This is a genomic window from Cellulosimicrobium arenosum (assembly GCF_014837295.1).
In the GTDB taxonomy this organism is placed as follows: domain Bacteria; phylum Actinomycetota; class Actinomycetes; order Actinomycetales; family Cellulomonadaceae; genus Cellulosimicrobium; species Cellulosimicrobium arenosum.
Genome location: NZ_JACYHB010000003.1, coordinates 193518 through 208857 on the forward strand (window position 1 = coordinate 193518; position 15340 = coordinate 208857).

At 71.6% G+C, this 15340-nt stretch carries 10 protein-coding genes; 7 read left to right on the forward strand and 3 right to left on the reverse strand.

Annotation, left to right across the window (positions count from 1 at the left end):
• The first annotated feature begins 17 nt into the window (after positions 1-17).
• The 6 genes from IF651_RS05410 to IF651_RS05435 all read left to right on the forward strand — a co-directional run bounded on the left by IF651_RS05410 (position 18) and on the right by IF651_RS05435 (position 10328).
• Entirely contained in the window at positions 18-1283 is a 1266-nt protein-coding gene (locus tag IF651_RS05410) for a sugar ABC transporter substrate-binding protein (protein WP_191828073.1), read from the forward strand.
• A 57-nt stretch (positions 1284-1340) separates the two neighbouring features.
• On the forward strand, positions 1341-2324 hold the full coding sequence (locus IF651_RS05415) for a carbohydrate ABC transporter permease (protein ID WP_191828074.1): 984 nt from the start codon (positions 1341-1343) through the stop codon (positions 2322-2324).
• Complete coding sequence (locus tag IF651_RS05420) at positions 2321-3139, forward strand: carbohydrate ABC transporter permease (RefSeq protein WP_191828075.1); 819 nt, start codon at positions 2321-2323, stop codon at positions 3137-3139. Before IF651_RS05415 ends, IF651_RS05420 begins: the two co-directional genes overlap by 4 nt.
• 60 nt (positions 3140-3199) lie before the next feature.
• Entirely contained in the window at positions 3200-5176 is a 1977-nt protein-coding gene (locus tag IF651_RS05425; protein ID WP_338403790.1) for a glycoside hydrolase family 127 protein, read from the forward strand.
• 31 nt (positions 5177-5207) lie between these two features.
• The gene (locus IF651_RS05430) at positions 5208-7325 is read left to right on the forward strand and encodes a TIM-barrel domain-containing protein (RefSeq protein ID WP_191828076.1); all 2118 of its coding nucleotides are present in this window, start codon (positions 5208-5210) and stop codon (positions 7323-7325) included.
• Between the two features lie 297 nt (positions 7326-7622).
• Entirely contained in the window at positions 7623-10328 is a 2706-nt protein-coding gene (locus IF651_RS05435) for an RICIN domain-containing protein (RefSeq protein WP_206715161.1), read from the forward strand.
• Between the two features lie 191 nt (positions 10329-10519).
• Here the strand turns inward: IF651_RS05435 and IF651_RS05440 are convergent, their stop codons facing one another.
• Together IF651_RS05440 and IF651_RS05445 are read right to left on the reverse strand one after the other, a co-directional pair.
• Positions 10520-11161 (reverse strand): DNA-3-methyladenine glycosylase I, encoded by a 642-nt coding sequence (locus IF651_RS05440; protein WP_191828078.1) that lies wholly within the window; start codon positions 11159-11161, stop codon positions 10520-10522.
• Positions 11162-11376: 215 nt separating this feature from the next.
• Positions 11377-11748, reverse strand: a complete 372-nt coding sequence (locus IF651_RS05445; RefSeq protein ID WP_191828079.1) for a VOC family protein — start codon at positions 11746-11748, stop codon at positions 11377-11379.
• Positions 11749-12043: 295 nt separating this feature from the next.
• Here IF651_RS05445 and IF651_RS05450 point away from each other — a divergent pair, with 295 nt between their 5' ends.
• The gene (locus IF651_RS05450) at positions 12044-15043 is read left to right on the forward strand and encodes an esterase-like activity of phytase family protein (RefSeq protein WP_191828080.1); all 3000 of its coding nucleotides are present in this window, start codon (positions 12044-12046) and stop codon (positions 15041-15043) included.
• 86 nt (positions 15044-15129) lie between these two features.
• Here the strand turns inward: IF651_RS05450 and IF651_RS05455 are convergent, their stop codons facing one another.
• Positions 15130-15339 (reverse strand): PspC domain-containing protein, encoded by a 210-nt coding sequence (locus tag IF651_RS05455; RefSeq protein ID WP_191828081.1) that lies wholly within the window; start codon positions 15337-15339, stop codon positions 15130-15132.
• Between the last annotated feature and the right edge of the window lies 1 nt (position 15340).

Genomic DNA, 15340 nt, shown 5'->3' on the forward strand with positions numbered 1-15340 from the left:
TCAAGGAGGAACCACTGATGCAGAACACGAGGCGCAAGCCCGCCGCCCTCGCGACGACCGCCGTCCTCACCACCGTCACGCTGGCGCTCGTGGGGGCCTGCTCGTCGGGGGGGTCGGACGACACCGCGTCGAGCGGCGGCGACGCGACGTACACCTGGTGGGACCCGTACCCCCAGCACGACGGCTCGTCGGACTGGGAGAAGCGTGTCCAGCAGTGCGGCGACGACGCCGGCGTCACGATCGAGCGCACGGCCTACGACACGACTGCGCTCACGAACCAGGCGCTGCTGTCCGCCCAGGAGGGCACGTCTCCCGACGTCATCCTGATCGACAACCCGGCCGTCTCGACTCTCGCAGACACGGGGATGCTGTCGACCAACGAGGAGCTCGGACTCGACACCTCGGACGTCGACGAGAACCTGCTCGCGGCGGGCGTCGTGGACGGCGGCGAGTACGGCATCCCGATCGGTGCCAACACGCTCGCGCTCTACTACAACACGGAGATCCTCGACGAGGCCGGCGTGGACCCGGCGTCGATCACCGACTGGGACTCGCTCACGGCCGCCCTGGAGGCGGTGACCGGTGCCGGGCACCAGGGCATCACCTTCGCGGGCATCGGCACGGAGGAGGGCTCCTTCCAGTTCCTCCCGTGGTTCTGGGGCGCGGGCGCCGACCTGACGCAGCTCGACTCGCCCGAGGCCGTCGAGGCGCTCGAGCTGTGGACAGGCTGGCTCGACGAGGGCTACGCGCCCAACTCCGTCATCCAGAACTCGCAGAACACCGTCTGGGAGGAGTTCCTCACGGGCGACTTCGCGTTCGCCGAGAACGGGACGTGGCAAGTCAACAGCGCCGCCGAGGCGGACTTCGAGACCGGTGTCGTCCAGCTGCCCGCGATGGACGGCGGCGTCGCGCCTGCCCCGACCGGTGGCGAGTTCATCGTCGCGCCCGTCCAGTCCGACGAGGCGCGTTACGACGTGACCCGCCAGATCGTCGAGTGCATGACGACGCCCGAGGGCTTCGTCGAGACCGCGAACACGTTCGCGTACTACGTCCCGCCGACGGAGGCCGGGCAGGGGCAGCTCCTCGAGGAGCAGCCGGACCTCGAGACCTGGGTCGAGGCCGTGCGCAGCGCGAAGGGCCGCACGAGCGACAACCTCGGCACCGACTACCCGATGATCTCCGAGGCGCTGTGGACCGCGGTCCAGAACGCGTTGTCCGGCGCGGCGACCCCGCAGGAGGCGCTCGAGACCGCTCAGGCCGACGCCGAGGCCGCGATGAGCTGACACCACGCGCGCAGCGCGTGATGTGAGCGATCACAACACCCGATCGAAGGACGACTCATGACCACCCTCCCGACCTCCGTCGGGACGAGCGAGAGCACCCTCGGTGCGGCGGGCACGACGCCCGCCGCGCCGAGGGGGCGCCGCCGCCGACGGGGACCGAACGCCAGCCAGTGGACCGCTGCGGCCTTCGCCACCCCGCTCCTCGTCTACCTCGTGCTCTTCTACGCGTACCCGCTATGGCGCAACATCGACCTCAGCGTGCACGACTACAACATCCGGGCGTTCGTCCAGGGCAACGCCGAGTACGTCGGCTTCGAGAACTTCGCCGAGGTCTTCGCCTCGTCGACCTTCCCGACGGCGCTGTGGAACACCGTGGCGTTCACGTTCGTGTCCATCGCGTTCCAGTTCGCCATCGGGTTGGCGCTCGCCGTGTTCTTCCGGTCGAGCTTCCGGCTCTCGAACGTGCTGCGCGCGCTGTTCCTCGTCCCGTGGCTGCTGCCGCTCATCGTGTCGGCCTCCACCTGGGCGTGGATGCTCAGCAGCGAGAACGGCATCATCAACTCGGTCATCGGGGCCTTCGGGATCGGGCAGATCAACTGGCTCACGTCCCCGGACACCGCGCTGATCGCGGTGACGATCGCGAACGTCTGGCTCGGCATCCCGTTCAACCTCGTGATCCTCTACTCGGGGCTGCAGAACATCCCCGGCGAGGTGTACGAGGCGTCGTCGCTCGACGGCGCCGGCGCGTGGCGTCAGTTCCGCAGCATCACGCTGCCGCTGCTGCGCCCGGTCTCCGCGATCACGATCCTGCTCGGGCTGATCTACACGCTCAAGGTCGTCGACGTCATCTGGATCATGACGACGGGCGGGCCCGGCGACGCTTCGACGACGTTCGCCGTGTGGTCCTACCGCGAGGCCTTCGGCACCGGCCAGCCCGACTTCTCGCCCGCCGCCGCCGTAGGCAACATCCTCATCCTCGTGGCCCTCGTCTTCGGGTTCCTGCACCTGCAGCTCCAGCGCCGTCAGGAGGCGTCGTCATGACCTCGACCCGACCCTGGTGGAAGACCGCGCTCGGCGTCCTCTTCACCGCCCTGATGCTGTTCCCCGTCTACTGGATGGTGAACGTCTCCCTCACGCAGACGAAGGACCTGCGGGCCTCCCCGCCGCACTGGTTCCCGTGGGAGCCGACGTTCGAGGGCTACGAGCGCGTTTTCGCGCAGCAGATGCCGGCGCTCGGGACGAGCCTGATCGTCGGGCTGGGCTGCGTCCTGCTGACCATCGTCGTGGCCGCCCCGGCTGGCTACGCCCTCGCGCAGCTCAACCTGCGTGGCGGCAAGACGCTCAACTTCCTGCTGCTCGTCGCGCAGATGATCCCGGCCGTCGTCATGTCGATGGGCTTCTACGCGATCTACGTGCGGCTCGGGCTGCTGAACACCGTCGGCGGCCTCATCGTGGCCGATTCGACGATCGCCGTGCCGTTCGGCGTGCTCCTGTACACGGCCTTCATGTCCGGCATCCCGCGCGAGCTGCTCCAGGCGGCACGCGTCGACGGCGCGGGCCCGTGGCGCACGTTCATCTCCGTCGTCGTGCCGGTGAGCCGGAACTCGACCGTCACGGTCGCGCTGTTCGCGTTCCTGTGGGCCTGGTCGGACTTCATCTTCGCCTCGACGCTCAACCGCAACGGGGACCTCATCCCTATCACGCTCGGCATCTACAACTACATCGGCAACAACACGACGCAGTGGAACGCCATCATGGCGACCGCCGTCGTCGCGTCCGTCCCCGCGGCCGTGCTGCTCGTGCTGGCGCAGCGCTTCGTCGCGGCTGGCGTCACCGCGGGCGCCGTCAAGGACTGACGGCCGGCGGCCGGGTCACCCCGGCGTCGGCCCGTCCCACCCACACCGAAGGACCACCTCGTGACTCACCACGCCACCCTCACCACGTCGCCCGGACCCGGGCGACCCGGTGCGCCCGACGCCGTGCGCGCGCGGCCCGTCGTCCCGGCGACGCCGGGCCGTCGCGGCCTCGGCGTCGGTGAGGTGCGGCTCGCCGACGGCTTCTGGGCGCGGCTCCAGGAGACCAACGCGCGGGCGACCCTGGAGCACTGCCGCACGTGGATGGAGCGGCTCGGCTGGCTCGCGAACTTCGACGTGGTCGCCGCCGGCACGACCGGGGGCGAGCGGCCCGGCTGGCAGTTCTCCGACTCGGAGGTCTACAAGCTGCTCGAGGCGATGGCGTGGGAGCTCGCGCGCACCGGCGACCCCGCGCTCGAGGCGACCTACGACCGGCTCGTCGACCGGGTCGCCGCGGCGCAGGACGAGGACGGGTACCTCAACACGTGCTTCGGCCACGCAGGCCAGGCCGGCCGGTACACCGACCTCGAGAGCGGGCACGAGCTGTACTGCACCGGCCACCTGTTGCAGGCCGCGGTCGCGCGGTTCCGCACGGCCGGCGACGGTCGCCTCGTGGAGGTCGCGCGCCGCGCGGCGGACCAGGCGTGCGCAGAGTTCGGGACCGGGGCGCGCGCGGGGATCTGCGGGCACCCGGAGATCGAGGTGGGCCTGGCCGAGCTGGGTCGCGCGCTCGGCGAGCCGCGCTACACGGAGCAGGCGCGCCTGTTCGTCGAGCGTCGCGGGCACGGGACGCTCGAGCCGATCCGGCTGCTCAGCCCGGCGTACTTCCAGGACGACGTACCCGTCCGCGAGGCGGACGTCTGGAGCGGGCACGCCGTGCGCGCGCTCTACCTCGCGGCGGGCGCCGTGGACGTCGCCGTCGACACGGGCGACGCGGACCTCCTCGGGTCCGTCACGCGCCAGTGGGAGCGCACCGTCGAGCGCCGCACCTATCTCACCGGCGGCATGGGTTCGCGGCACCAGGACGAGGGCTTCGGTGACGACTGGGAGCTGCCGCCCGACCGCGCGTACTGCGAGACGTGCGCGGGCATCGCCTCGACCATGGTGTCCTGGCGCCTCTACCTCGCGACGGGGGACGTGCGCTACGCGGACCTGATGGAGCGTACGTACTACAACGTCGTCGCCACCTCCCCTCGCAGTGACGGCCAGGCGTTCTTCTACGCCAACCCCCTGCACCAGCGCGTGGCCAGGCAGGACGTCGAGCCCGACACGGAGAACCCGCGTGCCGAGGGTGGCGTCCGGGCCCCGTGGTTCGACGTGTCGTGCTGCCCGACGAACGTCGCCCGCACGCTCGCCTCGTGGCACGCCTACGTCGCGTCGGTCGACGGCGACGAGCTCACCCTCCTGCAGTACGCAGCGGGTGAGGTGCGTACAGCGCTGGACGACGGCGGCGAGCTGGCCCTGCGCGTCGAGACGCGGTACCCGGACGACGGCTCGGTGCGCGTCGAGGTGCTCGACGCTCCCGACCGCGACGTGACCCTGCGGCTGCGCGTCCCCGCCTGGGCGGACGGCGCGACGGTCGCCGGTCCCGGTACCGGTCGCGCTGCGCATGCGGCCGCGCCGGGGTGGGTCGAGGTCCGCGAGGTGCTGCGGCGGGGCGATGTCGTCGTGCTCGAGCTGCCCGTGGCGCCGCGGCTCACGTGGCCCGACCCGCGGGTCGACGCCGTGCGCGGCTGCGTCGCGGTTGAGCGGGGCCCGCTCGTGCTGTGCGCCGAGTCGACCGACCTGCCCGCGGGCGCGGCCCTGGAGGACCTGCGCATCGACCCGACGGCCGAGCCCCGGCCGGAGGCGGACGGCGCCGTCGTGCGCGGAACCCTCCTGACGCGCAGGGCGAGCGGGGCGCAGTCGTCCGGCCTGCCGTACTCCGGCGTGGCGCCCGTCCACGAGCCGTTCGAGGAGCTCGAGCTCCCGCTCGTGCCCTACCACCGCTGGGCCGAGCGCGGTCCCTCGACCATGCGGGTGTTCCTCCCGACCCTCTGACCCGTCCGAAGTCCTCGTCGAAGGAGACCAGGTGAGCACCGCGAACCAGCCCGTCCAGCCCGTCCACGTCGACGGCACGCGCGTCGTGTGGCGTGGCGACGGCGAGACGCTCGTCGTCGAGCCCTGGGGACGCGATGCCGTGCGCGTGCGTGCGACCCTCATGGGAGACGTGGTGGACAGCGACCACGCGCTGCTGCCGCTCGACGAGGTCCCGAGCGGGACCGGTGCGGAAGGCGCGGGCGGGGCTGACCCGGCCGTGCGGGTCGAGACGCGAGACGACGGCGCGACTCTCGTCGTCGGCGGACTGCGCGTCGAGCTGCGCGTGACGACGTGGTTCCACGAGCCCACCGGGTACGAACGCTCGCGCTGCGAGCTCGCGTTCTACGACCGCGAAGGTCATCTGCTCCTGCGCGAGCACGACCGCGGCGGTTCGCTCGACCTGCAGGCACGGCGCTTTCGTCCGCGGCTCGGCGGGGACCTCGAGCTCACGGCGTCCTTCGAGTCCGACCCGGACGAGAAGCTGTACGGGATGGGCCAGTACCAGCAGCACGTGCTGGATCTCAAGGGCTCGACGTTCGAGCTCGCGCACCGCAACTCCCAGGCGAGCGTGCCGTTCGTGCTGTCGAGCGCGGGGTACGGGTTCCTGTGGAACGACCCGGCGATCGGGCGCGCGACCTTCGCGCGCAACCGCACCGAGTGGTATGCGGAGACGACGCGCCAGCTGGACTACTGGGTGACCGCGGGTGAGACGCCCGCAGCGATCACGCGCGCGTACGCGGACGCGACAGGCCACGCGCCGATGATGCCCGAGCGTGGGCTCGGCTTCTGGCAGTGCAAGCTGCGCTACTGGAACGCCGACCAGCTCCTCGAGGTGGCGCGCGAGCACCGCCGTCGGGGCCTGCCGCTGGACGTGATCGTCGCCGACTTCTTCCACTGGCCGCGCATGGGTGACTACCGGTTCGAGGACGAGTTCTGGCCGGACCCGGCCGCGACGGTCGACGAGCTGCGCGATCTCGGGGTCGAGCTCATGGTCTCGGTCTGGCCGCAGGTCTCCCTCGAGTCCGAGAACTACTCCCACCTGCGTCGCGAGAACCTCCTGGTGCGCGCCGAGCGCGGTCTCGACGTCCACATGTCGTTCGAGGGCCCGAGCGGGTTCCTCGACGTCACGAACCCGGAGGCGCGGCGCTGGCTGTGGGAGACGTGCCGCCGCAACTACAGCGCGCACGGCATCCGCACGTTCTGGCTCGACGAGGCGGAGCCCGAGTACGGCGTCTACGACTTCGACGCCTACCGCTACCACCTCGGGTCCAACCTGCGCGTGGGGAACCTGTACCCGCAGCTCTTCGCCCGCGCGTTCTGGGACGGGCAACGCGCCGACGGCGAGGAGGAGGTGGTCAACCTCGTACGGTGCGCCTGGGCGGGCAGTCAGCGGTACGGCGCGCTGGTGTGGTCCGGCGACATCAGCTCGACGTTCGACGACATGGCCCGCCAGGTCACGGCCGGCATCCACATGGGCGTCGCGGGGATCCCGTGGTTCACGACGGACATCGGCGGCTTCCACCGCGGTGACGTCGCGGACCCGGCGTTCCACGAGCTGCTCGTGCGGTGGTTCCAGCTCGGCACGTTCAGCCCCGTGATGCGTCTGCACGGCGACCGGCTGCCGTACGAGGACGTGACGGCGGCCGACGGGTCGCGGCGACTGCGCTCCGGCGGACCGAACGAGCTGTGGAGCTTCGGCGACGAGGTGTACCGCGTCCTGGAGCGGTACGTGCACCTGCGGGAGACACTGCGCCCGTACGTCCGCGAGGTCATGCGCGCCGCGCACACCGACGGCCAGCCGGTGATGCGCGGGCTCTTCCACGACTTCCCCGGGGACGCCTTGGCGTGGGACGTGGCCGACCAGTTCCTGCTCGGGGCGGACGTCCTCGTGGCGCCCGTGGTCGAGGCGGGCGCGCGCGAGCGCGACGTCTACCTCCCCGCGGGTGCCCGATGGACGGACGCGGCGACGGGGCAGGTGCACGACGGCGGCCGCACGGTCCGCGCGCACGCGCCGCTCGACGTCGTGCCGGTCTTCCTGCGCGACGGCGCGCTGCCCCACCTGGTCGGGCGCACGACCGGCGCGGTCGCGCCTGGTGCGGCCGGACCCTGATGTGCCTGACGGCGGCGACAGTCCGACGTCGCCGCCGTCGAACCGGTTCGAAGTGATGGGTCGCACGGCCCTGGAGAGGAGGTGAGGCAGCGACAGCGACTCGGCCCCTGCGAGGGGCGGGTAGAAGGACAAACCTGTGGAGGACCGCGACACCGCTGGAAGGTGCCGAGATGCGAAGGGGCATCGGTCCCGCGTGCGCTCCACGCGACAACACGGAGGAAGATCTTGTCACTCAGAAGAAGCTCGACCGCGTCGCGACGCCGACGCGTTACCGCCTCGAGCGCGGCCGCATCGCTGTTGGCCACGCTTGCCCTCGGCGCGGGAGGCGTCGCGCTCACCGCGGCCCCTGCCGCGTCTGCGCCAGGACCGGAGGACACCCTCGTCGTGGAGGCTGACCAGCCGTTCCGCGAAGCCACGAACATGGCCACCGGTTCGCTGTACGGGATCGCCGACGAGGGCGTCCCGTCGGACGACCTCATCGCCCCCATCAAGCCGCACACGTTCGTCCAGATGCCGCCGAACGGACGGCAGCAGCCGACCGGCGACACCGCCAAGGTCTGGCGGACCGCCGACCGGCACGACGCGGGGATCGTCGTGCGCATCGTCGACTACTACCCTGGCTGGCCGTACCAGTTCAGCTGGGAGAACACCGCGGACCGCAAGGCCTGGGAGGACGTCATCCGCGATGTCGTCGCGGACGTGGAGGCATCCGGTGCGACCAACATCGTCGCGTACGCCCCGTGGAACGAGTCCGACCAGACCTGGCTCGAGCAGAACGGGACGTTCGAGGAGCTGTGGGAGTTCAGCTACGACGTGCTGCGTGAGGAGCTCGGACCGGACGTCCCGATCCAGGGCCCCAGCTTCTCCGACAACATCTCCGACATGCGGCAGTTCCTCGAGTTCGCCAAGGAGACGGACACCGTCCCGGACGTCATCGAGTGGCACGAGCTGATCCGCGCCTCGAAGATCAAGGGCGACGTCGAGAACGTCCGTGGACTGCTCGAGGAGCTCGAGCTCGGCGACCTTCCGATCGACATCACGGAGTACGCGTCGCCGCAGGAGGTCGGGCTGCCCGGTCGTCTCGTCGGCTACGTCGCGGAGCTCGAGCGATTCGGCATCACTCGCGCTGAGCTCCCGTTCTGGAACCAGTCCGGAACTCTCGGCGATCTGCTCGTGTCCCGGGGTGGGGCACCGAACGGCGCGTACTGGCTCTACACCTGGTATGCGGACATGGAAGGCCAGATGGTCACCACGACCCCGCCGTCCAACGAGAGCCTGCTCGACGGCGCGGCGTCGGTCAACGACGCGAAGGACGAGGTCAAGATCATCGCAGGCGGCAACAGCGGCCCGACCTCGATCGTCGTCAACGGGCTCGACGAGCTCGCGCTCGGTGACGCGGTGAACGTGAAGCTCGAGACGACACCGTCCTACGGGCGCACCACTCCGACACCGGGGCCCATCACCATCTCCGAGACGACGTACGAGGTCGGGGAGGACGGTGCCGTGACAGTCCCGGTCGTCATGAACCCGAACTACGGCTACCACGTGGTCGTGACCTCGGCGGGCGAGGCGCAGAGCCTGGCTGGCACGTACACGCTCACCAACCGCAACAGCGAGCTCGTGCTCGACACCGCCGACGCCGGAACCACGGCAGGAACCGGGGTCGTACAGGCGGAGGCCGGTGACGGCGAGACCCAGCAGTGGCGTGTCGAAGAGGCCGGGTCCGGTCTCTACACGATCGTGAACGTGGCGAGCGGCCTTGCGCTCGGGGTGCAGGACGCATCGACCGCGAACGGGGCCCGGGCGATCGTCCAGGAGGTGGGCGAGGGCGAGGACCAGCTCTGGCAGCTCGTGCCCGATCCCGAGGGTCGGATGCGGCTCGCCAACTACGGCACCGGTCTCACGCTCGGTATCGACCAGATGAGCACTGCGGTGGGCGCGCCGGTCGTCCAGTGGACTGACGGGGCACCGACGTCCAACTGCAGTGCAGACGGCACCCGGCAACCGGGCAAGATCGGGACGGCGCTCGACTTCTGCAAGACCTCGTCCTACGTGACCCTGCCGAACGGTTCGCTCGGCGACCTCGACGGCGACTGGACGGTCTCCACCTGGGTGAAGCCCGCGTCGCTCGCCACGTGGTCGCGTGTCTTCGACCTGGGGGCGAACTCGACGAAGAGCATGTTCTTCACCGTCAGCGCCGGGAGCGGGCCGCGGTTCGCCATCACCGGTACCGGTGCCGGAGGCGAGCAGACGCTCAGCTACAACGGACAGAACCTCTCGCTGGGACAGTGGAACCACGTCGCGATCACCGTCGCCGGGACGTCGGGGACGATGTATCTGAACGGACAGGCCGTCGCCACCGGGCAGATCACCACGTCGCCGTCCGAGCTGGGAGACACCACCAACCGGAACTATCTCGGGAAGTCCCAGTACGGCAGCGACCCTGCGTTCGACGGCGCGATCGACGACTTCGCACTCTACGGTCGCGCGTTGTCCGCAGAGGAGGTGGCGACCCTCGCCACCGGGGAGCCGGCCGAGGGTGATGTGCTGAACTACACGTTCGACGAGACGGGCGGCCGGACCGTCACCGACTCGTCGGGAAACGGACGTGACGGCACCGTCACGGTGGGTGCCGGCGCCGGCAGCACGACCACGGCGACCGACGAGGAGACGGCGGACCGGTTCTGGAGCCTCACGTCTGTCGAGGCCGACGACGAACTCGCGGTCGACGTCGTCGCGCAGCCGCGCTGCGTCGCCGGCAGGCCGTACCTCGCGGTCCGGGCGACCAACACCGACGAGGTGGCGCTCGACGTCGTCGTCTCCACGGCGCACGGGGAGAAGTCCTTCGGTGCCGTCGAGCCCGGCAAGAGTGCCTACCAGTCGTTCGCGGTGCGTGGCGGCACTGCCGAGGCGGGCGTCGCGACCGTCTCGGTGAGCTCGACCGACGAGCAGGACGGACGGGAGTCGACCGTCGAGGCGGCCTACGAGGCGCCGGCCTGCTAGCCGGAGGTTGAGACGCACGGCGGGCTCCGCACCGACCCGGTGCGGGGCTCGCCGTGTCTGACCGCCCCGACGGGCAGCGGGCGCACGATCACGCCCGCGACCGGCCGTGGCGGCGGTAGCAGGTGCGAGAGAGGGCTGGACCGCGGGGCTGTGGCGCGTGCGAGGTCAGGCTGCGGTCGTGCGCGACCGACTCATGGTGCGAGCACGACGGGGCACGTCGCCAGGTGGTCGTCGACGACCCCGCACGCCTGCATCGCCGCGTAGGCGGTCGTGGGGCCGACGAACCGGAACCCGTCCTTCTTCAACGCCTTCGACAGCGCGAGCGACTCCGTCGTGCGTCCGGGCACGTCCGCCCAGCTGCGCGGGCGTTCGGCGCGCGGCGGAGGCGCGAAGGACCAGAACACCTCGTCGAGCGTGCGTCCTTGCTCGTGCAGTGCGAGGAGGGCCCGCGCGTTCGAGACGGTCGCCTCGATCTTCTGCCGGTTGCGGATGATCCCGGCGTCCGCGAGGAGGCGGGCGACGTCGTCGTCCCCGAAGGTCGCGACCACCTCGGGGTCGAACCCCGCGAACGCCGCACGGAACGCGGGTCGCTTGCGCAGCACCGTGATCCAGGACAGGCCGGACTGGAACCCCTCGAGCGCGATCCGCTCGAACAGGGCCTGGTCGCCGTGGACCGGTACCGCCCACTCGGAGTCGTGGTACTCCTCGTAGAGCGTGTCGCCGTCGCCGAAGCATCGTGCGCCCCGCGGTGGTGCGAGCGGTGCATCTCCGGGCACGGCGAGGGGTGTGGTGGGTGGGGCGGGTGTGGTGGGCTCCGAGCGGGCGTCGGTCATGACGCTACTGTGCCGGACGTCGCCGACACGCGCGCCGCTCGTGAGCCGACCTGTGGAGACGAAGTCCGGAACACGTCCTGTGGAAGCCCAGGAGCGAGGTCCGACCGGACCGAGGGGCGGTGCGGACTGGTCCCCTCAGCGGAACCTCCGAGGAGACACTTCTTCCGCCACGTCGTACCGCTCGCCCCGCTCGGACCATGGCCTCGGGTCGAGGGTCAGGCGCCCTTCGTCCAGCACAGGCAGAACGGGTGGCCGGCGGGGTCGGCGTAGACGTGGAAGGCGTCCGGGGCGTCGGGATCGATCTCTGCCTCGAGCACGCGCGCTCCGAGGGCCACGACCTCGTTGTGGGCCTCTTCCGGGTTCTCGATCCAAAGGTCCAGGTGGATCTGCTGGGGTTCGCCGTCCGGCCACCGCGGCGGGACGTGGTCCGGCGCGAGCTGTACCGCGAGCCGGGCGTGACCGTCCACGGACACGGTGTGCCAGTCGTCGCTCGCATCCACCTCGCCGCCCAGGACGCTCGCCCAGAACGCGCTCTCGGTGGCGATGTCCGCGGCGTCGAGCACGACGACCTGAGACGCGATCCTCATACCGGCACGCTATGCCCGCCTCATCAGGCTCGCAGCGCGTCCACCACGAGGTCGAGCAGGCGCTGGGACTGATCGGTCGTGCTGCGCCAGGATGGGCGCTACGGCGAGCGTTCCCGACCCACCGACCTCCCCGCCGCAGACGCCGATCGTCCTGGCGCGGGAGGAGGACCTACCGCACGCGTGAGGACTGTTCACCTGCGCGCCACCCGCGCGCCGACCACCGGTCCCCCCGGCGTCACGCGGTACGGGGAACCTCGGCCACGACCACCACCCAGGCGTGAGCCGAAGGAGACCGATGTCCCACCCACCCGCGCCCCGGCCTGCTCGCCGGACGCGCCTCGCCGCCCTCGTCGCGACCGGCGCGGCCCTGTCCCTCGGCCTCGCAGCGCTGCCGGCGCTCGCGGCGTCGGGCGCGTCGGCACCGTTGCCGCAGCCCACCGCGGACCAGACGTTCCACCGTCTCTCGACGTACCCGGTCTTCCAGAACCGTCCCGCGGGCGTACCCGCCGCGGACGAGACCGTCGCGGAGATCTCCGCGGTGAGCGAGGACGGACGCACCATGATCCACACCGACGCCCTCGCGCGTCGCATCGGGTTCCTCGACATCTCGGACCCGTCCGCGCCGACGGGCCTGGGGACGCTGAACCTCGCCGAGCTGGGGTCGGAGCACGACGAGCCGACGTCGGTCGCGGTCGTCGGCGGGTACGTGCTGGTGGTCGTGGACACGTCCACGAGCTTCACGGAGCCCAGCGGACGGCTCGACGTCGTCGACCTGGCCACGCGCGAGCGCGTCCGGTCCCTGGACCTCGGCGGCCAGCCCGACTCGGTCGCCGTCACGCCCGACGGCGCGCACGCGGTCGTCGCGATCGAGAACCAGCGCGACGAGGAGACTGCTCCCGCGGGCGGCGAGGAGGGCGACCTGCCCCAGCTCCCCAGCGGCTTCCTGCAGATCCTCGACCTGCCGACCGACGACCCGGCCGACTGGTCCACCCGCGAGGTCCGGTTCGTGAAGAAGAACGGCACGCTCCCGGCCAAGGTCGCCAAGGCGGGCCTCGACACCCCGCAGGACCTCGAGCCCGAGTACGTGGCGATCGATCCGTCGGGCGACAAGGTCGCCGTGTCGATGCAGGAGAACAACGGGATCGCGGTCGTCGACATCGAGACCGGGAAGATCGACCGGGTGTTCTCCGCCGGCACGGCTTCCGTCGCGGGGATCGACACCGCGAAGGACGGCGTGATCGACCAGACCGGCTCGATCACGGACGTCCCGCGCGAGCCCGACGCGATCGGCTGGCTCGACGACGCGCACGTCGCGACCGCGAACGAGGGCGACTGGAAGGGCGGGACGCGCGGCTGGTCGGTCTTCGACGCGACGAAGGGAACGGTTGTGTGGGACTCGGGCGCCGAGCTCGAGCGGCTCGCCGTGCGCACCGGCCTGCACACCGAGGACCGGGCCGGCAAGAAGGGCGTCGAGGCCGAGGGTCTGGCGGTGGCGACGCTCGACGGGGTGCCGTACGCGTTCGTCGGGTCGGAGCGCTCGAACTTCGTCGCGGTCTACGACGTGTCGGACGCGGCCTCGCCGCGGTTCGTCCAGGTCCTCGCGACCACCAACGGCCCGGAGGGACTGCTGCCCGTGCCGGCGCGCGACCTGCTCGTCGTCTCGAGCGAGGAGGACGACGCCGAGGCGGGAGTCCGCTCGGCGGTGACGCTGTTCGGGCTGGGCGAGCAGTGGGCCGACGCCGCGGGCTCGCCGCAGTTCCCGAGCGTGGTCTCCGCGGACGAGACCGACGGCCCGCAGGCCGGCGCGCCGATCGGGTGGAGCGCGCTCGGCGCGCTCAGCGCCGACCCGACCGACGCGCAGCGCCTGTGGACGGCGAACGACGCGGCCTACGACGTCACGCAGCTCTACTCCGTGGACGTGAGCGGCTACGACGACGGGACGCCGGCCGTGATCGACCGGTCGATCACGCTCACCGAGGACCGCGAGCCCGTCGGCATGGACGTCGAGGGTGTCTCGGCCCGCTCCGAGGGCGGCTTCTGGCTCGCGGTCGAGGGCGCGACGGGCGACGAGAACACGCTGGTGCGGGCGTCCGCGGACGGCGAGGTCGAGCAGTCCGTCGCCCTGCCCGACGACGTCGCGGCCGGCCTCGGCAAGTGGGGCCTCGAGGGCGTCGCCGCGCAGGGCACCGGGGACGCCGAGCAGGTGTGGGTGGCGCTGCAGCGCGGCCTGACGAGCGACGCCGGCGGCACCGCGGGCACGGCGCGACTGGGCCGCTACGACGTGGCGACCGGCACGTGGGACTGGTTCGCCTACCCGCTCGAGCAGACTTCGACCGACGGCGACTGGATCGGACTGAGCGAGGTCACCGTCGTCGACGACGACACGCTCGCCGTGATCGAGCGCGACAAGCTGAACGGTCCGGCCGCCGCGGTCAAGCGGGTCTACACCGTCGACGTCCCGGACACCGTCGTGGGTGCTGCGTCCGACCGGTCTGTCGCCCTGACCAAGATGCTCGCCCACGACGTCCTGCCCGACCTGCAGGCCACGAACGGGTGGACGCAGGAGAAGCTCGAGGGCCTGACGATCGCCGGCGACGGGCGGGTCTGGGCCGTGACGGACAACGACGGCGTCGAGGACGCCACGGGTGAGACGGTGCTCCTGAGCCTGGGTGCCGCGTCGGACGTCTTCGGGGGCGCCGGCGGACCGACCGACCCGACGGACCCCACGGATCCGACGGACCCCGGTGATGGCCAGACGCCGGGCGCGGGGGACGACGCGCCGTCGGACCCGCTGCACCCGGTCACGGCGGACGACCTCACGGCCGCGAACCACGGCGGTGTCACGCTCTCGCCGAGCACCGTGCAGCCGGGCGACACGGTCACGGCCACGGCCGAGGGCTTCGCGCCGGGGGAGTGGGTGTCGGCGACGATCTTCTCGACGCCGGTCGAGCTCGGGATGTTCCGGGCCGACGCGGACGGGACGCTCACCGCGACGGTGACGATCCCGGCCGACCTGGCGGCGGGTGAGCACCGGTTCGCGATCGTCGGGCAGGTGGACGGCCGGGTGCTGTGGACCGAGCTCGACGTCCAGGCCGCCGACGCCGACCTGGTGGCGGACGCCGACCCGGACGGCACGGTGACCGTCACGGCACGCCCGGGCGCCCTGGCGACCACGGGCGCGACGGTCGGCACGATCGCCGTCGTCGCGACGCTGCTGCTCGGCGGCGGCACAGCGGCGGTGGTGCTCGCACGCCGCCGCAGGCACACCGCCGCAGCGTCCCACCCCGCAAGCTAGTCCCCTGCGCGAGGTAGGACGCGGCGTCGCGAGGTGAGCTCCCCGAGCTCTACCTCGCGCCGCCGCGTCCTACCTCGCGGGGCGGGTCAGGCGCGGTCGGTCGGGATGACGACCCACAGGATCGCGTAGGCGAGGATCTGGGGGCCCGGCAGGAGGATCGACGCCACGGCGACGACGCGGACGACGGTCGGGTCCCAGCCGAACCGGCGGGCGATCCCGGCGCACACGCCCGCGATCATCCGGCCCTGGCGCGGCCGGGACAGCGTGGACGGGTTGGTTGCGGTTGATGTGCTCATA